Below are 21,197 nucleotides of genomic sequence, written 5' to 3'. Positions count from 1 at the left end.
TTCACGCTTTACCGGGCTATTTCTTCACACCCAGCTTTTTCAGTTCTTCATCACGCAATTCACGCCGCAGAATCTTGCCGACGTTAGTTGTAGGCAACGCATCACGGAACTCAACAGCCTTGGGCACCTTGTAGCCGGTGACGTTGGCGCGCATGTGCTCCATCACCTGGTCCTTGGTGAGGGTGGCGCCTGGCTTGACCACGATGAAGATCTTGATGTGCTCTCCGGACTTCTCGTCCGGCACACCGATGGCTGCGCACTGCAACACGCCCGGCAGGCCTGCCAGTACGTCTTCCAGTTCGTTGGGGTAGACGTTGAAGCCGGAGACCAGAATCATGTCTTTCTTGCGGTCGACAATGCGCATATAGCCGTCTGGCTGGATGATCGCGATGTCACCGGTTTTCAGCCAACCTTCGCTGTCGAGCATCTCGGCGGTGGCGTCTTCGCGCTGCCAGTAGCCCTTCATGACTTGCGGGCCCTTGACGCACAGCTCGCCGGTTTCACCCAGCGCCAACTCGGTACCGTCGTCGGCGATGACTTTACACACTGTGGACGGTACCGGAATGCCAATGGTGCCGATCTGGATATGCTGGATCGGGTTCACCGTGGCCACCGGGCTGGTTTCGGTCATGCCGTAGCCTTCGCAGATACCACAGCCGGTCACGGCCTTCCAACGCTCGGCGGCCGCCAATTGCAGGGCCATGCCGCCCGACAGGGTGACTTTGAGCGCGGAGAAATCGAGTTTGCGGAAGGCTTCGTTGTTGCACAGCGCCACGAACAGGGTATTCAAGCCGACGAACCCGCTGAACTTCCACTTCGACAGTTCCTTGACCATCGCCGGCAGGTCACGCGGGTTGCTGATCAGGATGTTGTGGTTGCCGATCAGCATCATCGCCATGCAGTGAAAGGTGAAGGCATAGATGTGGTAAAGCGGCAGCGGTGTGATCAGGATCTCGCAGCCTTCGTTGAGGTTGGACCCCATCAGCGCCTTGCATTGCAGCATGTTGGCGACGAGGTTGCGGTGGGTCAGCATCGCGCCCTTGGCCACACCGGTGGTACCACCGGTATATTGCAACACCGCCACATCGCTGCTGGCCGGGCTGACATCATTCACCGGCTGGCCATGGCCCTTGGCAAGCACGTCATTGAACGTGATGGCCTGGGGCAAGTGATAGGCCGGGACCATCTTCTTCACGTACTTGATCACGCTGTTGATCAGCAGGCGCTTGAACGGCGACAGCAGGTCGGCGACTTCAGTGACGATCACATGCTTGACGGCGGTCTTGGGCACGACTTTTTCAGCCAGGTGCGCCATGTTGGCCAGGCAAACCAGGGCCTTGGCCCCGGAATCATTGAATTGATGTTCCATTTCCCGCGCGGTGTACAGCGGGTTGGTGTTGACCACGATCAGGCCGGCACGAATGGCGCCGAACACGGCGACCGGGTATTGCAGGACGTTGGGCAGTTGCACGGCGATTCGATCGCCAGGCTTCAAGTCGGTATGCTGTTGCAGATACGCGGCAAATGCCCCGGACAATTCGTAGAGTTCACCGTAGGTGATGGTCTTGCCCAGGTTGCTGAAAGCCGGTTTGTTGGCGAAGCGCTGGCAGGACTGCTTCAGTACCGCCTGAATATTCGGATACTCGTCTGGATTGATCTGTGCAGCAATCCCGGCGGGGTACTTATCCTTCCAAAAGTCTTCATTCATGGAAGCCCACTCCTCAGCGACGCGAATTCATCATCGCATTTGATGCGATTATTATTGGTGTATGTTTTTAGGTGAATCTGGCGCTTTCAAGCAGGCCGAGACGTCACAAAGCGCGCCGAGAGTAGCAGCTTTGCCGAGGGCCGCCTAGAGCCAAAAGAGGGCCCTACAGTCATAAACATGACTCAAGAATATCCAATGGTCACTTTTAGAGCAAAAATTCTATATCAATGAAATACGCTCTGGAATGGGCTTTCCTGGGCGACGGATAACAAATGTGGGAGGGGGCTTGCTCCCGATAGCAGTGTGTCAGTCAACAGAGTCTTTGGCTGATCCACCGCTATCGGGAGCAAGCCCCCTCCCACATTTTGACCCTATTTCAATTCAGGCGATGTCGCGAAGCTCGCGCCGCAGAATTTTCCCCACCGGCGTCATCGGCAAAGACTCCCTCAGCACAATGTGCTTGGGCACCTTGTACCCCGTGAAATTGGCCTTGCAGTACGCCTTCAGCTCCTCAATGCTCACCCCTTGGGCCCGCGCTACCACGAACAGCTTCACCGCCTCCCCCGTGCGCTCGTCCGGCACGCCGATCACCGCGCAGCTGGCTACGGCCGGGTGGGCCATCACCACATCTTCGATTTCGTTGGGATAGACATTGAAGCCGGAGACGATAATCAGGTCTTTCTTGCGATCAACAATGCTGACATAGCCGTCGGTGTCGATCACGGCAATGTCACCGGTCTTGAGCCAGCCTTCAGCGTCCAGGGTTTCGGCGGTGGCCTGGGGTTGCTGCCAGTACCCCTTCATCACCTGCGGGCCCTGGATGCATAACTCGCCGCGCTCACCCAACGGCAGTTCGTGCCCTTGATCATCAACCACTTTCATGGCGGTGCCCGGCACCGGAATGCCCACGGTCCCCAGGCGCGACAGGCCGCCGTATGGGTTGGTGCTGGCCACCGGTGAGGTTTCGGTGAGGCCGTAGCCTTCGCCGATGGAGCAACCGGTCAGCGCCTTCCACCGTTCCGCCGTGGCCTTGACCAGAGCTGTGCCGCCGGAGTTGGTGATCTTGAGATGGGAGAAATCCAGGCTCTTGAAATCCGGGTGATCCATCAACGCCACAAACAGGGTGTTGAGCCCCAGCAGCCCGGTGAAGCGCCACTGCTTGAGCTCCTTGATAAAGCCGCCAATGTCCCGTGGGTTGGTGATCAGCACGTTGTGGTTGCCGGACACCATCATGCACATGCAGTTCGCCGTGAATGCATAGATATGGTACAGCGGCAGCGGTGCGATCATGACCTCCTGCCCTTCCTTGATCAGCGGGTGGCCGTCTTCACCCAGTTGCGACATGCACGCCCGCACCTGCTGCATGTTCGCCACCAGGTTGCCATGGGTGAGCATCGCGCCCTTGGCCAGGCCGGTGGTGCCGCCGGTGTATTGCAGCACGGCAATATCGTCCAGGGTTACCGGATGGCGCGTCACCCCAAGGCCCGCGCCCATGCGCAACGCACGCTTGAACGACACAGCCCGTGGCAGGTGGTAGGCCGGGACCATCTTCTTCACCTTGTCGACCACGGTGTTGACCAGCCAGCCTTTGGCGGCGGGCATGAAGTCGCCCATCCTGGCTTCGATCAAGTAGTCGATCTCGGTGTCGGTGCAGACCTCCTGCACCCGCGAACCGAACAGGTTGAGGTACACCAGCGCCCGCACACCTGCGTCCTTGAACTGGTGGCGCATCTCGCGGGGGGTGTACAGCGGGTTGGTATTGACCACGATCAGCCCGGCGCGCAATGCGCCGAATACCGCAACCGGATAATGCAGCACATTAGGCATTTGCACCGCGATGCGCTCGCCAGGCTTGAGGTCGGTGTGCTGTTGAAGGTAACCGGCGAACGCCGCACTCTGGCGTTCAAGCTCGGCGTAGGTCAGGGTAATGCCCATGTTGCTGAACGCCGGACGGTCGGCAAAGGTCTTGCAGGAACGCTCGAAAACTTCGATCACCGACTTGTAGGTTGTGAGGTCGATGTCATTGGGAACGCCCGCTGCGCGTTTGTCATTCCAGAAATCAGGTTGCATTATTCTTGTCCTCTTACCTGAGTATGTCCGGCCGCTTTAAGCGTTTATAAAAAGCGGAGCTTTGGGGACGTTAGCAGCTATGAGCAAACAGGCAAATACGCTAAATCGTGTCATTGATTGTATGAATCTTGCGTCTAACGTGTAGGCAGATACCCCGCAACTCTGCGAATGAGCTATACACTGCAACGACCCTGAGCAAAGGAAGCCGCCATGACCCACAGCACCTTCTGGCTGACCGCGAATGACCACAGCCGCCTGTACGTCAATCAATGGCTGCCAGACACCCCGCCCAAGGCGGTGGTGATGCTCTCCCACGGCATGGCCGAACACAGTGGTCGTTATGCTCGCCTGGCCGACGCCTTGTGCAGCGCCGGCTACGGGGTGTATGCGCTGGACCAGCGCGGTCATGGGCGTACTGCCGATGAGGGCACCCTGGGGCTGTACGCTGAAAAGGATGGCTGGAACAAAGTGGTCGGCGACCTGGCCAGCCTCAACCAGCATATCGGCCAGCAAAAACCGGGCCTGCCGATTATTTTGCTCGGCCACAGCATGGGCAGCTACATCGCCCAGGGCTATTTGCTGCACCACAGCGCCAGCCTGCATGGCGCGATTCTCAGCGGTTCGAATTTCCAGCCGGTAGCGTTGTATAGCGCGGCACGGCTGATCGCACGTATCGAACGCATGCGCCAGGGGTTGCGCGGCCGCAGTGCGTTGATCGAGTTCCTGTCATTCGGCTCGTTCAACAAAGCGTTCAAACCCAATCGCACCGCCTGCGACTGGCTGAGCCGCGACCCGGACGAAGTCGACAAGTACATCAACGACCCGCTCTGCGGTTTTCGCTGCACCAACCAGTTGTGGATCGACCTGCTGGGCGGCTTGCAGCAAATCAGCAAAGCGTCCAATCTCGCGCAGATCGACCCGGGCTTGCCGATCCTGGTGATGGGCGGCGAATGTGATCCGGTAAGTGAAGGCAAGCGTCTCAAGGACCTGGCCCATGCCCTGCGTGAGGCCGGCTGCCAGAACATACAATTGAACCTCTACCCGCAGGCGCGGCATGAAGTATTCAACGAAACCAACCGTGATGAAGTCACCGCCGACCTTCTGAGCTGGCTGGAACAGGCGCTGACGTTGCGCAGGCCAGCCCGCTGCGAATAGTTTTTGCTTTAAAATCAGCCGATTAATTACCGATAAGCCACAGGATGCACCTTTAGATGACCCAGGTAACCAACACCCCGTACGAGGCGCTCGAAGTGGGCCAGACCGCCAGCTTCAGCAAGACCGTCGAAGAGCGTGATATCCAGTTGTTTGCCGCCATGTCCGGCGACCACAACCCGGTGCACCTGGATGCCGAATACGCCAAGGCAACCATGTTCAAGGAGCGCATTGCCCACGGCATGTTCAGCGGTGCGCTGATCAGTGCGGCCGTAGCCTGCGAGCTGCCTGGGCCGGGCACTATCTACATCGGCCAGCAAATGACCTTCCAGAAGCCGGTCAAGATTGGCGACACCCTCACCGTGCGCCTGGAAATTCTCGAAAAGCTGCCGAAGTTCCGTGTGCGCATTGCCACGCGGGTGTTCAACCAGCGTGATGAGCTGGTGGTGGATGGCGAGGCAGAGATCCTCGCGCCGCGCAAGCAACAGGTTGTGACCCTGACAGAGTTGCCGCCGATCAGCATCGGCTGAGGCTAAGCGCAACCTTAAAAGTCACTCAATGCAAAATGTGGGAGGGGGCTTGCCCCCGATGGCGGTGAGTCAGTCACTGAATAGGTCGACTGATTCACCGCCATCGGGAGCAAGCCCCCTCCCACAGTTGCTACAGTGCGGGTCTTACGACTGAGCACGAGCCTGGTTACGCAGGGCTTTTACCTGGTCGTGGTTGCGCTGTACGCCGTGGTACTGACGCTCCACCAGGTCACGAATACCCAGCAGGTTGTGCTTGTTGATCTTCTCGATCGCTTCACGGTAAGCCTTCAGTGCGTGGTCTTCACCGCGCTCGGCTTCGTTCAGTACCGCTTCTTCATCCTTGCCAGTGACCATCGACTTCACGTCGACCCAGCCACGGTGCAGAGCACCCGCTACGCTGCCGGAATCTTCCGGATCGCCACCCAGGGCACGCACGGCGGTTTTCAATTCAGCGGCGGCAGTGGCGCAATCAGCAGAGCGCTTGGCAAACAGAGCCTTGAGTTCCGGATGCTTGATATCTTCAGCGCATTCCTTGAAACCCTTTTGGCCGTCGATGCTGGTTTCGATCAGGTCGTTCAGTACGGAGATCGATTCTTTATTGATGTCAGTCATTTTTCAATTCCTTGTACGGGTTAGAAGGGTGTCTTGGTTATTGCAGCGCCCGTGCCAGGTTTTTAAGAATTAACTTATCCTTTAATTTCAATAAGTTATGAAATATTGAACCATCTGTATGTGCGTTATTTGCATGATCTGTCATTTGGCCTTCATGCAGAATGCCTGTATTTTCGAAGACCTCGCCTCAATCCCGCGAAGCTCATGAATCCTGAAAAACTCGAACTGCTGATCACCCGCGAAATGCCCTTCGGCAAATACAAGGGCCGGATCATCGCCGACCTGCCTGGCCCCTACCTGAACTGGTTTGCCCGTGAAGGTTTCCCCCACGGCGAATTGGGCGGTCTGCTGGCCTTGATGCAGGAAATCGACCACAACGGCCTGGCCGAACTGCTCGAACCACTGCGGGCCAAACACGGCAAACCTGCCCCCCGCCATTAAGAGACTCGCCATGCCAAGGAATGCCGACAACGAACGCCACTGGCACACCATCGCCCAGTGCTATGACCTGCAACCCGGGCCGATCAACCTGGAAAACGGCTACTTCGGGCGTATGAGCCGTGCAGTGCAGGCGCAATACCTTGAGCACATCAGCTTTATCAACCGCAGCAACTCGGTGCATGTGCGCCAACGTTTCGAGCAAGGTGAAAACGTCGAGATTCGCCGCACGCTGGCGGCATTGATTGACGTCGACCCCGAGTCGATCGCCTTCACGCGCAACGCTACCGAAGCCTTACAGTCGCTGATCCGCAACTACAACCGCCTGCAACCCGGCGACCAGGTGCTGATCAGCGATTTGGAGTACGACACGGTCAAGGGCGCCATGCGCTGGCTTGCCGATGTTCGCGGCGTGGAGGTGATCGAGGTGTCACACACCCACCCGGCCAGTTTCGACAGCCTGGTGCAGACGTATAACAAGGCGTTCGCGCAGTATCCGCGTCTTAAACTGATGGCCCTGACGCATGTCACTCACCGCACCGGCCTGGTGATGCCCGTTGCGGCCATTGCCAAGGCCGCACGCGAACAGCATATCGACGTGATCCTCGACGGCGCCCACGCCCTGGGCCAGTTCGAGTTCAACCTGGCTGAACTGGGCATCCAATTCGCGGGCTTCAACCTGCACAAATGGATGGGTGCACCGCTGACCCTGGGCTTTTTATATATCGCCCCCGAGCGCCTGGCCGATATCGACCCGGACATGGGCGAGTTTCACTACCCGGCCACGGATGTGCGCGCTCGTACGTCCTACAGCACACCGAACTTTCCCGCGCTGATGACCTTGCCGTTGGTGTTTGAAGAACATCGGCAATTGGGTGGCGCCGCGGCCAAGGGTGCGCGGGTCAATTACCTGCGGGATCTGTGGGTAAACCAGGTGCGCCCCTTGCCGGGCATTGAAGTGCTGACCTCGGATGATCCGCGGCTGTATTGCGGGATCACCGCGTTCAAGTTCCTCGGGCGGGATCAGCAGGTGATGGTGGATCGTATGCTCAGGGACTACGACTTGTTTACCACCACGCGTGTGGGTGCGTCGTTTGGCACCTGTATTCGGGTGACACCAGGGTTGGTGACATCGGCAGCGGACATCGACGTGCTAGTCAACGCCATTAACCAGTTGAGCACAGATTAAACATGTGGGAGCTGGCTTGCCTGCGATGGCGGTGTATCAGCGCAAGAGATGTCAGCTGACCCACCGCTATCGCAGGCAAGCCAGCTCCCACAGTTGAACATCGGTGTTCTTGAGGTTTCTGCAGGCAAAAAAAAGCGGCACACCGACCAAGTGCACCGCAAAAATGCCGTTAAGCACAGCAACAACGATTCTGTAAATCCGCTCAGTCCAGCAGCGCCAGCGCCTGTGCGGTAACTTCCTGGATGCGTGCCCAGTCGCCGTTCCTGACCCACTCAGGATCAAGCATCCAGCTACCGCCCACGCACATCACGTTTTTCAACGCCATGTAGCTTTTGATATTGGCCGGGCCAACGCCGCCGGTCGGGCAGAATTTCACTTCGCCAAACGGGCCGCCCAGCGCCTTGATGGCCGCGACGCCGCCGCTGACTTCGGCCGGGAACAACTTGAAGCGGCGGTAACCCAGGCCGTAGCCTTCCATGATACCGGAGGCATTGCTGATGCCCGGCAGCAGCGGGATCGGGCTGTGTACCGAGGCTTCCAGCAGGTCGCGGGTAATGCCAGGGGTAACGATAAATTGCGAACCTGCCACTTCGGCCGCTTCGAGCATGTGACGATCAAGCACGGTACCGGCACCGGTGCACAGTTCAGGACGTTGCTCGCGCAAGACCTGAATGGCCTTGAGGCCGAACTCGGAACGCAGGGTCACTTCCAACGCGGTCAAACCGCCAGCTGCCAGGGCATCGGCCAGCGGCAGGATGTCCTGCTCGCGGGCGATGGTAATCACCGGCAGGATCCGCGCCTTGGCGCAGAGACTGTCGATCAAGGCAACTTTATCCGCCATGGACACGGTCGGTTGAGGGCTTTTCATAGCGGCTGATCCTTGGCTCATGGGCACCAGTAAATCTCTAGAGTAGGTTGCAAAAACGCGCGAATCGGCATGGCAGCAACATCGTCGCTGGCCAGCGCGGCGCTCAAGGTGGTCAATTTCGAACTGCCGGAAATCGACAGCACGGTGTAGTTGGCCGTCGCCAGCAGCGCACGACTCATGGTCAGGCGCTGGTGCGGCACGGTTGGCGCCAGCATCGGCCAGCAACGGCGAGTACCGTCGGCCTTCAGTGCGTCAGACAGGTTGGGGCTGTTGGGGAACAGCGAGGCGGTGTGGCCGTCATCGCCCATGCCCAGCACCAGCACATCAATGCCGGGCAGTTCGGCCAGCAGGCGATCGGCCTGCTCGGCAGCGTCTTCAAGGTTGGCGGCGGCACTGTACAGGCTGAGGAACCTGGCCGCGGCTGCCGGGCCTTGCAGCAGGTGCTGCTTCAACAGGCCGGCATTGCTGTCGGCGTGTTCGACCGGTACCCAGCGTTCATCGGCCAGGGTGACAGTGACCCTGGACCAGTCCAGCCCCTGCTTGGCCAGGTTCTGGAAAAACGCCACGGGGCTGCGTCCACCGGACACCACCAGCGTCGCCTCGCCACGGGCGCTGATGGCAGCGCGCAGTTGTTCGGCCACGTCATGGGCCAGGCCATCGGCCAGCAGCGTGGGCGTACGGTACTCATGGGCAGTAACGCCCTGAGGCAGTTTCAATTCAGATATCGCCATACCACGACCTCCCATCCCGCGTAATCAGTGCAATCGAGCTCATCGGCCCCCAGGACCCCGCCGCATATGGCTTGGGTGCATCACCGGACTTTTTCCAGCCGGCGATCAACTGGTCACACCACTTCCACGCAGCTTCGATTTCATCTTTGCGAACAAACAGGTTCTGATTGCCGCGCATCACTTCCAGCAACAACCGCTCGTAGGCATCCGGGATGCGTGCGCTGCGATAGGTGTCGGAAAAATTCAGTTGCAGTGGCCCGCTGCGCAGTTGCATGCCCTTGTCCAGGCCCTGCTCCTTGGTCATCACGCGCAAGGAAATACCTTCGTCCGGTTGCAGGCGAATGATCAGCTTGTTGCTGATCTGCAGGCGCTGCTCGGGGGCGAAGATGTAGTGGGACGGTTCCTTGAAATGGATGACAATCTGCGACAGCTTTTGCGGCATACGTTTGCCGGTACGCAGGTAGAACGGCACCCCGGCCCAACGCCAGTTGCGAATATCGGCACGCAGGGCGACGAACGTCTCGGTGTCGCTCTGGGTGTTGGAATTGTCTTCTTCCAGATAACCCGGCACGGCTTTGCCGGCACTGTAGCCGGCAATGTATTGGCCGCGTACCACCTGGGTGGTCAGGCCCTCGGGGCTGATCGGCGCCAGGGCCTTGAGCACCTTGACCTTCTCGTCGCGGATGCTGTCGGCGGACAGGTCGGCCGGCGGGTCCATGGCAATCAGGCAAAGCAACTGCAGCAGGTGGTTCTGGATCATGTCGCGCAGCTGGCCGGCCTTGTCGAAGTAACCCCAACGGCCTTCGATGCCGACCTGCTCGGCCACGGTGATTTCCACGTGAGAAATGTAGTTCTGGTTCCACTGGGTTTCGAACAGACTGTTGGCGAAACGCAGGGCGATCAGGTTCTGGACGGTTTCTTTGCCCAGATAGTGGTCGATACGGTAGGTGCGGTTTTCCGGGAAAAACTGCGCCACCGCATCGTTGACCTTGCGCGAGGATTCCAGATCCGAACCGATGGGCTTTTCCAGGACCACGCGGGTGTTTTCCGCCAGGCCCACCTTGGAAAGGTTCTCGCAGATAGCCCCGTACACCGCCGCGGGGGTAGCGAAGTAGGCGATCAGGCGTTGCTCGCCGCCGACCTTCTCGGCAAGGGCGACGTAGTCGTCAGCCTTCATGAAGTCGACATGCACGTAGGCCAGGCGCGCAAGGAAGCGCGCGGCCACGGCCTCGTCGAGTTCCTTGCCGACGTATTTACGCAATTCTTTTTCGATATGGGCCAGATGTTGCTGCTCGCTGCCGGCTTCACGGGCCAGGGCCAGGATGCGTGTATCGTCGTGCAGCAGCCCGGCGCCATCGAGTTGATAGAGGGCAGGAAATAACTTGCGCAGCGCCAGATCACCCAAGGCGCCAAACAGGGCAAAGGTGCAGGGTTCTACGGTTATCGAAGGCATGATGTTTGTTCTTTTATCAAGTTAAGCTACAAATACCTTTTTTCAAGGCATCACTCAAGGAAAAATGTAGTAATAACCACAACATTTTCCGGAAATACGCATTGCGAGTGGTGGTGTTCAGCTACCCTCAGTAGGATAGGCCACCGCGAAAAGCCAGTCGTCGATTGGTTGCCGCCCTTTATTTGCATCGTCGCCCGAAGGAAAGACTGAATGGACCGCGTGCGAAATCTTCTGGAACAGATCCGGAACCGCCTCGAAGAATTAAACAAGGCCGAGCGCAAAGTCGCTGAAGTCATCCTGCTCAACCCGCAGCAGGCTACACGCTTCTCGATCGCCGCCCTCGCCCAGGCCGCCTCGGTCAGCGAACCGACGGTCAACCGCTTCTGCCGTTCGTTCGGCGTCAGCGGTTACCCTGAACTTAAATTGCAGCTGGCGCAAAGCCTGGCCAGTGGCGCCGCGTATGTCAGCCGTGCCGTGGAGGCCGATGATAACCCCGAGGCCTACACCCAGAAGATCTTTGGCAGCGCCATTGCGTCCCTGGACAGCGCTTGCCAGGCCCTGGACCCGGCGCTGATCAGCAAGGCCGTGGATCTGTTGATCCAGGCGCGCCAGATCCACTTCTTCGGCCTGGGCGCCTCGGCGCCGGTGGCCATGGATGCGCTGCACAAATTTTTCCGCTTCAACCTGGCGGTGACCGCTCATGCGGACGTGCTGATGCAGCGCATGATCGCTTCGGTGGCGCATACCGGCGAGCTGTTCGTGATCATTTCCTACACCGGGCGCACACGCGAACTGGTGGAAGTGGCGCGTATCGCCAGGGAAAACGGTGCGTCAGTGTTGGGCGTGACCGCCGAAAACTCGCCGCTTGCCAAGGCCAGTACAGTAAGCCTGAACATCCCGTTGCCGGAAGACACCGATATCTACATGCCGATGACTTCTCGGATCATCCAATTGACCGTGCTGGATGTGCTGGCGACCGGCATGACCCTGCGCCGCGGAGTGGATTTCCAGCCGCATTTGCGCAAGATCAAAGAGAGCTTGAATGACAGCCGGTATCCGGTGGGGGATGAGTTCAACTAAGCCTGGACCTGTGTTGGCTGCACTGGCCTCATCGGGAGCAAGCCCCCTCCCACAGTTTGATGTGTGAATACCTTCAAATGTGGGAGCTGGCTTGCCTGCGATAGCGCCATCAGCCACACCGCTAAGCTCCAGCCCGAGCCTGCAGACTCAAATGCGCCCTCTCCCCCGGCGCCAGGCTCGCCCCGGCCATCGCCGATTCCACACACACAAACCCCGACGCCTCGTTAAAGCTCACGCCCAGTAATGGTCGGCTGCCCGGATGCCACACCACCGTGTCGGCGCTGTCGCCGGTGTCGATGCACAGTTCGCGCTGCCAGGCGTGATCCTTGAGTTGCAATTCACCCTCGTGCTGGAACACCCGCTGACAACCGCCGTCGACCCGCAGTTCACCTTCCTGCTGGCAGACCTGACGGTTGAGCTGATCATAACCTTGCGCGCCGTCGAGCCCAGACAGCGCTACCTCGTCAACGTGACCAATACGCCAGTAAGCGTGCAAAGCATGGCTCAACTGGCACGGCAACTCGTCCTGGTGCTCGGTGCTCAGGCGCAGTTCCAGGGTTTCGCCCAAGTGCGCGTGCAAGTCCACCTGCCAGTCGCACAATTGCAATTGCCAGTGCAGGCGCACGCCATCGTCATCGGTGCTGCTGTCGAGCAGCTTCCAGTCAATCAGGCGCGCCCAGCCATGGGACGGCCACGCATTTTCGCTGGGGTGACGGCCATACCACGGCCAGCACACCGGTACGCCACCACGGATAGCCCCGACTTGCGGCCATTTGGCGGCGCACCACAGCCACGGCTTCTGGCCCGTCGGTTGAAAGTGCAGCAATTGCGCACCCTGGCGACTGAACACCGCCTGGCACAGGGGGTGGTCGATCACCAACACATCGCGCATCTGAAAGCGCTCCCAGGCGAACACCGGCCGCTCGCGCAGGGATTTGAAAAAGCGTTGCAGCGGTTGCTCATGCATGTGCACAGGTTCCGAATATCACAGTGCAAGCCAAAAAAAAGCGGATAGCCATGGCTACCCGCAAATGCGCACAGAGAGAGGAGCTTATCGCAACAGCGTTAGAAGGTAGACTGAATTTTCAGGCCGGCGACCAAGGCGTTGTCGATCTCGTCATTGCCACCTGGGTGGGTAACGTATTGCAGGTTGGGGCGCACGGTCAGCCAGTTGGTCACGTGGAAGCCGTAATTGATTTCGTAGTTGTATTCTGTGCTGCGCACCGGCGTGAAACCGGCTTGGTCGTAGTCGGTGAAGCCACCACCTGCGTTCAGCAACTCAGCGTTTTTCTTCACATCATCGTTAACGTGGATACGGGCGAAACCAATACCGACGTCATCTTTTGGACGCGCATCGAAGGGGCCTTTGTACACAAGCATCAGCGACTGATAGTTATCGATGAAGTTAGTGTCTTTATCGTGGAACGTCGCGTTGGCGGCAATATTCAGACCACGAGAGGCGTCGCCGTTATGTGTAGTGAGTTGCTGTTGAAGGACGCCCCAGTAGCCGTGTTTGCTGCTGTGAACGCGATAACCGTCACCGCTGATCGCAGCGTCATTGCCATTAGCATCTTCGCGCACGTCACTGGCGTCAGCCGTGCTCTTGTAGTAACCCACACGGTATTCGCCCGGCAGGCCGTTGACCTTGGGTGACCAAACCAGTTCTACCGGCAATACAGTGCCCTTGGTGCCGCTGCCGCTGAGCTTGAAGCCGTTGCCGTGTTCAAGCTGCGAGGGGTTCTGGTTGTACGCGCCAATTTGCGCATACAGCTCAGGCGTGATGTGGTATTTCACACGCAGAGCGGCCTGGCTGACCGGCCAGTTGTACCAGATGTTGGTGGCCCAGTTACCCACTTGGGAGCCGCAGAACGCCAGGTTCTGAAAATCGCAGGGGAAAGTGTTGAAGTCTTCGCCTTCACCGAAGTAACCGGCTTTAACGTCCAACTTGCCATCGAGGAATTGGTGCTGGATCCACAATTGGGTCAGTCGCACCATGTGGCCGCGACCGTAGACTTCTTGAGAGGAACTCAAAGTCGCCGGACCTCTGCTGGAATCACCAACACGGTCATTGGAAATGTTCTGGCCATTACGATTGGTCAACTGGATCTTGGCCTGGGTGTTATCCCAGCCCCACAGTTTTTGCAGGTCCAGTGCCACGCCAAGACCAAACTGGTCAGAGTAGCGACCGGTCTTGTCGTCGTTGTAGCCACCGTGAGCGTTGTAGCCCATCTCCCCAACGTAGTCGGCCTTGATGTCGATACCTTGCTCGATCAGCTTGGTACGCTCGCCGCCCCAATCGCCGGTCATCCACTTGGAATCGGCACTGAAGGCTTCATCCGCCATCGCATTGGCGGACAAAACCAGGGCTGCTACCGCTGACAGCTGGCAGATCAGCCGGGTGTTGTTGTGTTGCTTTTTCATCCCTACATCCTCGTCTTTATTGTTATTAAACTGTTTTTATCTAACGCGGGTTACATTTTTTAATTAAAACAACTGGTTATCTTCTTTTTCCTGTGGGAGCCGGGCTTGCCCGCGATGCAGGCGCCTCAGTCCTGCAGTTACAACGCGGTGACACCATCGCGGGCAAGCCCGGCTCCCACAGATGCCCCCAGTGAGCCAGCAGTCCCCAATCGCTCACCGGTCTTGGCGTCAAACAGCAACACCTTGGTCGGGTCGAATTGCAGCGTCAGGGTCTCGCCCACCTGCGGCGCGACGTCCGGCGCCAAGCGGCAGCAGACCTTGGTGTCGTTGAGCTGCACAAACACCAGCGTGTCCGGGCCGGTGGGCTCGGTCACCTGTACTTCGGCACGAATACTCGAGGAGCCATTGCCCTCGCCCGCCGCCAGCACGATCTGCTCCGGGCGCAGGCCGAGGATCACATCGCGGTCTTCAAGCCCGGCGTCGTTCATGCTCAGCGGCAGCTCGCAACGGGCCTGGCCGCTGTCCAGCAGCGCGACCAGACGACCGTCCTTGCGTTGCAGGCGCAAAGGCACGAAGTTCATCGGTGGTGAACCGATAAAGCTTGCCACAAACAGGTTGGCCGGGTCGTTATAGATTTCTTTCGGCGTGCCGAATTGTTGGATGATGCCGTCCTTCATCACCGCCACCTTGTCGCCCAGGGTCATCGCTTCGATCTGGTCGTGGGTGACGTAGACGGTGGTGGTTTTCAGACGCTGGTGCATCAGCTTCATTTCGGTGCGCATCTCGACGCGCAATTTGGCGTCGAGGTTGGACAGCGGTTCGTCGAACAGGTAGATCTTCGGCCGCCGCGCCAGCGCTCGGCCCATGGCCACACGCTGCTGCTGGCCACCGGACAGTTGGCCCGGCTTGCGGTTGAGCAGGTGTTCGATCTGCAGCAGCTTGGCCACGCGTGCGACTTCGGCGTCGATGTCGGCTTGCGGCATCTTGCGGATCTTCAGGCCGAATTCGATGTTCTCGCGCACGCTCATGGTCGGGTACAGCGCGTAGGACTGGAACACCATGGCGATGTCGCGGTCCTTGGGGCTCATGCCGCTGACATCCTGGTCGCCGATCATGATCGCGCCGCCGGTGATGGTCTCAAGGCCGGCGATGCAGTTCATCAGCGTGGACTTGCCGCACCCCGAAGGGCCGACCAGGATCAGGAATTCGCCTTCCTTGATCGACAGTTCGATGTTCTTCAAGGTGTCGGGCAGGCCGGCGCCGTAGGTTTTGTTTACATTGCGAAGTTCAAGCGTAGCCATGATTACCCCTTGACCGCGCCGGCCGTGAGGCCGCGCACGAAATACTTGCCTGCGATCACATAGACCAGCAGGGTCGGCAGCCCGGCGATCATCGCCGCCGCCATATCCACGTTATATTCCTTGGCCCCGGTGCTGGTGTTGACCAGGTTGTTCAGCGCCACCGTGATGGGCTGCGAGTCGCCACTGGAGAACACCACGCCGAACAGGAAGTCGTTCCAGATCTGCGTGAACTGCCAGATCAGGCAGACCATGATGATCGGCGTCGACATCGGCAGAATGATCTGCCGGAAGATGGTGAAGAAACCCGCACCGTCCAGGCGTGCCGCCTTGATCAGCGCATCCGGGATGCTTACGTAGTAGTTACGGAAGAACAGCGTGGTGAACGCCAGGCCGTAGACCACGTGGATAAACACCAGGCCGGTGGTGGTGCTCGCCAGGCCCATCTTGCCGAGGGTGAACGACGCGGGCAGCAGCACGGTCTGGAACGGCAGGAAGCAGCCGAACAGCAACAATCCAAAGAACAGTTGCGAACCTCGGAAGCGCCAGAACGACAACACATAGCCATTCAAGGCCCCAATGGCGGTGGAAATCAGCACGGCTGGAACGGTGATCTTGATCGAGTTCCAGAAGTAGCCATCCACAGTGGCCCAGGCCTTGACCCAGCCGATGCCACTGACCACGGTCGGCCAGCTCAGCAGGTTGCCGCTGCTGATGTCTTCGGGAGTCTTGAAGCTGGTGAGCAGCATCACCACCAGCGGCACCAGGTACAGCAGCACGGCGAGGATCAGCACCGCATAGATCGCGATACGACTCAGGCTGATGGCAGGTTTGGAGGCGAGACTAGTCATTACGTTTGGTCCTCAGCTCGGAGTAGAGGTACGGCACGATGATCGCGAGGATCGCACCGAGCATCAGGATTGCACTGGCCGAGCCCATGCCCATCTGGCCACGGCTGAAGGTGAACGAGTACATGAACATCGCCGGCAGATCGGACGAATAGCCCGGGCCACCCGCGGTCATCGCCGCCACCAGGTCGAAGCTCTTGATCGCAATGTGCGCCAGGATCATCACTGCACTGAAGAACACCGGACGCAGGCTTGGCAGCACCACGCTCCAATAGATGCGCGGCAGGCTGGCACCGTCGATCTGGGCGGCGCGGATGATCGATTGATCAACCCCACGCAGGCCAGCCAGGAACATCGCCATGATAAAGCCCGAGGCTTGCCACACAGCGGCGATCACCAGGCAGTAGACCACGCGGTCGGGGTCGATCAGCCAGTCGAGACGGAAGCCTTCCCAGCCCCAATCCCGCAGAAGTTTGTCCAGGCCCATGCCCGGGTTGAGCAGCCATTTCCAGGCGGTACCGGTGACGATCATCGAAAGCGCCATCGGGTACAGGTAAATGGTGCGGATAAAGCCTTCGCGGCGGATTTTCTGGTCGAGGAAAATCGCCAGCAGCACACCGATCACCAGGGTGATGCCGATGAACATGCCGCCGAATACGGCCAGGTTCTTGCTCGCCACCCACCAGCGGTCGTTGTCGAACAGCCGCTGATACTGCGCCAGGCCCGCCCATTTGTAGCTGGGCAGGAACGTGGAAGTGGTGAACGACAGCACGAACGTCCACAGGATGTAGCCGTAAAAGCCTACCAGCACGATGAACATGCTCGGCGCCAGCACCAGTTTGGGTAGCCAGCGTTGCAGCACATCGAACGGCGAGGCCTTGCTGAACACAGCAACAGAACTCATGGGAAAATCCACTACAGGGAAAAAGGACTACAAGGTGAGTCTCTTGTCGAACGCGGTTTGTGTGGGAGCTGGCTCGCCTGCGATGGCATCACCTCGGTGTCACCGGTACACCGAGTTGTCTGCATCGCGGGCAAGCCCGGCTCCCACAAAAATCCGCTACCAAGTGTTACTTGGCCGACTTGATCGCAGCACCCAGCTTCTTGGCGGTGTCGGCCGGGTCGGCTTTCGGGTCGTTGATGTAGTTGGTCACTACGTCAAAGAACGCACCTTGCACCGCCAGGGTAGTGGCCATGTTGTGCGCCATGCTTGGCTGCAGGCCGCCCGTCTTGGCGTCGGTCAGGAAGTCCTTGGCGGCGGTCTGGGCGCAGGAGTCGAAGCCGTAGGAATCCATCTTGGTCAGCATGTCGTTACGCACAGGGATCGAGCCCTTGTTGATGCTGAACACTTTCTGGAAGTTTTCACCCAGCACGACTTTGGCGATGTCCTGCTGGCCAGCAGCAGTGCCTTTGTCTTTCTGCTTGAACACCGCCAGGGAGTCGATGTTGTAGGTGAAAGCTTTGTCGGTGCCCGGGAACGCTACGCACTCGTAGTCCTTGCCGGCGACTTTCTTGGCGGCAGTCCACTCGGACTTGGCCCAGTCACCCATGATCTGCATACCGGCCTTGCCGTTGATGACCTTGCCGGCTTCGAGGTTCCAGTCCTGGCCTTTGCCGTCGACATCCATGTAGGTCGCGACTTTCTTCAGCTCGGTGAGTGCCTTGACCATTTCCGGGCCGGTCAGCGCGCCGTTATCCAGGTCGACCAGGGCTTTCTTGTAGCCATCAGCCCCCATGACCGAGAGCACTACCGCTTCGAAAACGGTGCTGTCCTGCCAAGGCTGGCCGCCGTGGGCAAGCGCAATGAAACCTGCAGCTTTGAGCTTGTCGCCGGCTGCGTAGAATTCTTCGAGGGTGGTTGGGTTCTTGGTGATACCGGCTTTCTTGAAGACTTCCGGGTTGATCCACAGCCAGTTCACGCGGTGAATATTCACCGGTACGGCTACGTAGTCACCGTCGTACTTCACGGTGTCGGAGACTTTCTTGTCGAGCAGGGAATCCCACTTTTCTTCTTTGGCGACGTCTTTGAGCACGTCGGTATCGAGCAGGCCAGTGGACGCCCATTCCTGAATGTCGGGGCCTTTGATCTGGGCTACGCCCGGTGGGTTGCCGGCAACCGCACGGCTTTTCAGCACGGTCATGGCCGTGGCGCCACCGCCACCTGCAACGGCACCGTCTTTCCAGGTGAAGCCGTCTTTCTCAACTTGGGCCTTCAGGACATCCACAGCCGCTTTTTCACCACCGGAAGTCCACCAATGCACCACTTCCACCGTACCTTTGGAGTCGGCGGCAAATGCACTGAGGGGAAACAACGAGGCAATGGAAATAGCGACGGCGAGGCGATTAATCGCGTTCATCTGAGTACCTTTTCTTGTTGTTATGCATGCAAGTCTAGAGCTTGCGCTGCACGGAGTTTAAACAGGGATTTTCCAGGCGCAGGTAACAAAGGGACGCACAAATGTCACCACTTGGTGACATAACGCCCGTTGCCCAATGCACTGGCCAGGCTGGGTGCCAAGGGTAACGCAGGCAGCACGACCGCTTGCCAGGCATGGTACAGATCAGGTTTGCCGCCCCAGATTTTGCTGCTGGGTTGGTTGTGCGGGCTGAGTTCGTGGTGCCAACTGCCATGGAGCCGATCGATGAAGTGGGTTTCACAAAACTCCCAGATGCGTCGATACCAGATCTCGTAATGCAGTTCACCGGTACGTTTGAGCAGTGCCTGAGCAGCGGCGCTGGCTTCTGCGTGGGTCCAGTGCAAGCGCTCGCGTACAACCGGGCGCCGACTCCAATCCAACGTGTAGACAATGCCCGGTGCACCATCCACGGCCCAGGCATATTCACAGGCGCTGGCAAACAGCCCTTTGGCGTCGTCAACCAACCAAGCCGGCGTATCCAGCCCGGCCTGCAGGCGCGCAGCTTCCAGGTGCAGTAGCAGCCGCGCCCATTCGAAACCGTGGCCGGGGGTTATGCCGTAAGGGCGAAACCCATCAGCGGGGTTATCTTCGTTGTAGCCCAGTAGAGGTTTCCACTGCGCATCAAAGTGCTCGATCACCATGAACTGGTTGCTGGCGGCGTGGGTGTGGATCACCCGCTCGACGATGCGCAGCGCACGGTCCAGCCAACGGCTGTCAGCGGTGACATCGGCCAGGGCCAGGAAGGCCTCGGTGGCGTGCATGTTGCTGTTGGCGCCGCGATAGCCTTCGACACCACTCCAGTCTTGGGCGAAAGATTCAAGCATGACGCCCTCCTCCTCGCTCCAGAAGAACTGGTCGATGATATGAATGGCGTCGTTCAACAAGGTTTGCGCACCCGGCGCGCCAGCCACCACCGCAGAGCTGGCGGCCAGGGCCACGAATGCATGCAGGTACGCTGCTTTGCCGGTGTTGCCATCCAGGGCTTGGGGCGCGGCGAACCAGCCACCGTGCTCACTGTCGCGCAGCGGGCCGCTGAGAGCCGTCACGCCATGCGCCACCAGCTCGGCATAACCGGGCAGCCCCATCGCATGGGCCATGGCGAAGCTGTGGGTCATACGGGCGGTGTTCATGGTTTCGGCGCGGGCATCGGCGGGCAACTGGCCTTTATCGTCGAGGTTGCCGAACCCGTCCGGCAGGCGCGATGCCTTGGCGAACGCCAACAGGCGCTGGCCTTCAGCGGCGAGCCAGGCGTGGTGGGCAGGTGCATTCAGCCAACTGCTCGCAGGCAGTGGATGGGTGGTCATGGGTGGCCCTTATTGTTTTTTGTGGGATGACCGGAGTCTAAACAAGGGCGCGGTAGGGGCAAGTAACGAAGGGGAGAAGAAATGTCACTATCTGGTGACAATCAATCTCCAAGTGAAAATCCAAAATGTGGGAGGGGGCTTGCTCCCTCCTACATTTAGATCTCATTCAAAGGCCATAACTTCGTTCATTGACCCAGCGGTGTGGCCGCAGCAGGCGCATTGAGGCGCTGGTTCAGATTCTGCACCTGGCTCTGCAAGGTGGTGATATTGCGCGTGGTCTGGATGCGGAACACATCAAACTCCTTGTTGGTCGGCGCATCGACGTTGGCAGGCTGGTTTTCCTGGGCACTCTTGAGTACCAGCAAATCCTGCTCAAGACGGGCGATGGCGGCGCCTGGATTGCCCTGCTTCTTCAAGGCTGCCACATCAGTGGACAAGTCCTTGATCTCACCTTGGGCCGCCTTGAGGCTGGCGACAGCGTCGGTCAGGGCCTGCACCTGGCCTTGCAGCTTGGCATTGGCAGCCGTCAGTTCGGTGGTACTGGCGCTCATCTGGGCCAGGCGACTGTCCAGCTCGGTGGCTTGGCCGGCGACGCCCAACTGTTGCTTGCCCTGCTCCTGCAACTGGGCTTGCAACTGCTTGATCTGCAATTTCAGCGCCTCGCTGCCGTTGTTCACGCTGGCTTCGCTGGCCACGACCTTGCCGGAAATATCCTGCAGGCGCCCCGCCGCTTCCTCGCTGATGCGGGCGAAGCTTTCCTGGGTGGCGACCAGTTGCTGGCCCATCAGGGAAATCTGCTGGAAGCTCCACCAGGCCAGGCCGGCGAAAGCAATCAGCAATGCGCCTACCAACGCCCACAACGGGCCGGTGCTGGCACTTTTAACTTTGACCACTGGTGTGGTTCGCGAGCGCACCGAAGTGGCGGCAGTCGGCACGAAATCATCGTCGTCCCCGAGGTCTGCCCGCAGGCTGGGCACGTTGTCGAAGTCGTCTTTTGCATCGTTACGCATGAATCTACCTTGAATCAATGAGGTGGCTGCTCAGAGGCCGAGCGGCGCAAGTATAAACCGTGCCCCAG

General features: G+C 59.1%; 19 protein-coding genes. 5 read left to right on the top strand and 14 right to left on the bottom strand.

What is annotated here, in order from left to right; genetic code table 11:
• Positions 1 to 16: 16 nt before the first annotated feature.
• The gene (gene fadD1, locus E3O56_RS26420) at positions 17 to 1,708 is read right to left on the bottom strand and encodes a long-chain-fatty-acid--CoA ligase FadD1 (protein WP_005790755.1); all 1,692 of its coding nucleotides are present in this window, start codon (positions 1,706 to 1,708) and stop codon (positions 17 to 19) included.
• A gap of 381 nt (positions 1,709 to 2,089) precedes the next feature.
• Positions 2,090 to 3,778, bottom strand: coding sequence for a long-chain-fatty-acid--CoA ligase FadD2 (gene fadD2, locus E3O56_RS26415; protein WP_078822156.1), 1,689 nt, complete (start codon positions 3,776 to 3,778; stop codon positions 2,090 to 2,092).
• Between the two features lie 210 nt (positions 3,779 to 3,988).
• Here fadD2 and E3O56_RS26410 point away from each other — a divergent pair, with 210 nt between their 5' ends.
• Both E3O56_RS26410 and E3O56_RS26405 read left to right on the top strand, forming a co-directional pair.
• A complete protein-coding gene (locus tag E3O56_RS26410) occupies positions 3,989 to 4,933 on the top strand; it encodes an alpha/beta hydrolase (protein WP_248129196.1) in 945 nt (314 codons plus the stop codon).
• A gap of 56 nt (positions 4,934 to 4,989) precedes the next feature.
• Positions 4,990 to 5,460: a MaoC family dehydratase gene (locus E3O56_RS26405; protein WP_003193747.1), complete on the top strand. Its 471-nt coding sequence runs from the start codon at positions 4,990 to 4,992 to the stop codon at positions 5,458 to 5,460.
• Between the two features lie 144 nt (positions 5,461 to 5,604).
• On the opposite strand, the gene E3O56_RS26400 is transcribed toward E3O56_RS26405, so the two are convergent.
• Entirely contained in the window at positions 5,605 to 6,072 is a 468-nt protein-coding gene (locus tag E3O56_RS26400) for a PA2169 family four-helix-bundle protein (protein ID WP_003175720.1), read from the bottom strand.
• A gap of 204 nt (positions 6,073 to 6,276) precedes the next feature.
• Here E3O56_RS26400 and E3O56_RS26395 point away from each other — a divergent pair, with 204 nt between their 5' ends.
• Both E3O56_RS26395 and E3O56_RS26390 read left to right on the top strand, forming a co-directional pair.
• A complete protein-coding gene (locus tag E3O56_RS26395) occupies positions 6,277 to 6,513 on the top strand; it encodes a DUF3820 family protein (protein ID WP_005790761.1) in 237 nt (78 codons plus the stop codon).
• Positions 6,514 to 6,523: 10 nt separating this feature from the next.
• On the top strand, positions 6,524 to 7,699 hold the full coding sequence (locus tag E3O56_RS26390; protein ID WP_032879761.1) for an aminotransferase class V-fold PLP-dependent enzyme: 1,176 nt from the start codon (positions 6,524 to 6,526) through the stop codon (positions 7,697 to 7,699).
• A gap of 202 nt (positions 7,700 to 7,901) precedes the next feature.
• On the opposite strand, the gene E3O56_RS26385 is transcribed toward E3O56_RS26390, so the two are convergent.
• Genes E3O56_RS26385 through zwf form a run of 3 tightly spaced genes read right to left on the bottom strand, consistent with a single transcriptional unit; the run spans position 7,902 to position 10,751 of the window.
• Positions 7,902 to 8,567, bottom strand: coding sequence for a bifunctional 4-hydroxy-2-oxoglutarate aldolase/2-dehydro-3-deoxy-phosphogluconate aldolase (locus E3O56_RS26385; protein ID WP_032803689.1), 666 nt, complete (start codon positions 8,565 to 8,567; stop codon positions 7,902 to 7,904).
• Between the two features lie 17 nt (positions 8,568 to 8,584).
• Positions 8,585 to 9,298, bottom strand: coding sequence for a 6-phosphogluconolactonase (gene pgl, locus E3O56_RS26380; protein ID WP_216092013.1), 714 nt, complete (start codon positions 9,296 to 9,298; stop codon positions 8,585 to 8,587).
• Positions 9,285 to 10,751: a glucose-6-phosphate dehydrogenase gene (gene zwf / locus E3O56_RS26375; RefSeq protein WP_032879759.1), complete on the bottom strand. Its 1,467-nt coding sequence runs from the start codon at positions 10,749 to 10,751 to the stop codon at positions 9,285 to 9,287. The genes pgl and zwf overlap by 14 nt, the downstream gene beginning before the upstream one ends.
• A gap of 219 nt (positions 10,752 to 10,970) precedes the next feature.
• On the opposite strand from zwf, the gene E3O56_RS26370 reads away from it, so the two are divergent.
• Positions 10,971 to 11,831: a MurR/RpiR family transcriptional regulator gene (locus E3O56_RS26370; protein ID WP_169856377.1), complete on the top strand. Its 861-nt coding sequence runs from the start codon at positions 10,971 to 10,973 to the stop codon at positions 11,829 to 11,831.
• Between the two features lie 121 nt (positions 11,832 to 11,952).
• Here E3O56_RS26370 and E3O56_RS26365 read toward each other — a convergent pair whose 3' ends face one another.
• From E3O56_RS26365 to E3O56_RS26330, 8 genes are all read right to left on the bottom strand, one after another.
• Entirely contained in the window at positions 11,953 to 12,798 is an 846-nt protein-coding gene (locus E3O56_RS26365) for a D-hexose-6-phosphate mutarotase (protein ID WP_005790774.1), read from the bottom strand.
• Positions 12,799 to 12,896: 98 nt separating this feature from the next.
• Positions 12,897 to 14,252 carry a carbohydrate porin gene (locus E3O56_RS26360; protein ID WP_032879758.1) on the bottom strand — a complete coding sequence of 452 codons (1,356 nt, stop codon included), beginning with the start codon at positions 14,250 to 14,252 and terminating at the stop codon, positions 12,897 to 12,899.
• 137 nt (positions 14,253 to 14,389) lie between these two features.
• Entirely contained in the window at positions 14,390 to 15,553 is a 1,164-nt protein-coding gene (gene ugpC / locus E3O56_RS26355; RefSeq protein WP_032879757.1) for a sn-glycerol-3-phosphate ABC transporter ATP-binding protein UgpC, read from the bottom strand.
• 2 nt (positions 15,554 to 15,555) lie between these two features.
• On the bottom strand, positions 15,556 to 16,401 hold the full coding sequence (locus E3O56_RS26350; RefSeq protein WP_005790778.1) for a carbohydrate ABC transporter permease: 846 nt from the start codon (positions 16,399 to 16,401) through the stop codon (positions 15,556 to 15,558).
• Positions 16,394 to 17,302, bottom strand: a complete 909-nt coding sequence (locus tag E3O56_RS26345) for a sugar ABC transporter permease (RefSeq protein WP_003193765.1) — start codon at positions 17,300 to 17,302, stop codon at positions 16,394 to 16,396. The genes E3O56_RS26350 and E3O56_RS26345 overlap by 8 nt, the downstream gene beginning before the upstream one ends.
• A 166-nt stretch (positions 17,303 to 17,468) precedes the next feature.
• On the bottom strand, positions 17,469 to 18,755 hold the full coding sequence (locus E3O56_RS26340; protein WP_032879756.1) for an ABC transporter substrate-binding protein: 1,287 nt from the start codon (positions 18,753 to 18,755) through the stop codon (positions 17,469 to 17,471).
• Between the two features lie 104 nt (positions 18,756 to 18,859).
• Positions 18,860 to 20,119, bottom strand: coding sequence for an AGE family epimerase/isomerase (locus tag E3O56_RS26335; RefSeq protein ID WP_032879755.1), 1,260 nt, complete (start codon positions 20,117 to 20,119; stop codon positions 18,860 to 18,862).
• A gap of 185 nt (positions 20,120 to 20,304) precedes the next feature.
• The gene (locus E3O56_RS26330) at positions 20,305 to 21,129 is read right to left on the bottom strand and encodes an ATPase (RefSeq protein WP_032879754.1); all 825 of its coding nucleotides are present in this window, start codon (positions 21,127 to 21,129) and stop codon (positions 20,305 to 20,307) included.
• Between the last annotated feature and the right edge of the window lie 68 nt (positions 21,130 to 21,197).

Origin of the sequence: Pseudomonas sp. W2Aug9 (genome assembly GCF_023127755.1) — a bacterium.
In the GTDB taxonomy this organism is placed as follows: domain Bacteria; phylum Pseudomonadota; class Gammaproteobacteria; order Pseudomonadales; family Pseudomonadaceae; genus Aquipseudomonas; species Aquipseudomonas synxantha_A.
The sequence above is the reverse complement of the archived record's forward strand: the minus strand, read 5'-3'. Positions and strand labels throughout refer to the sequence as shown.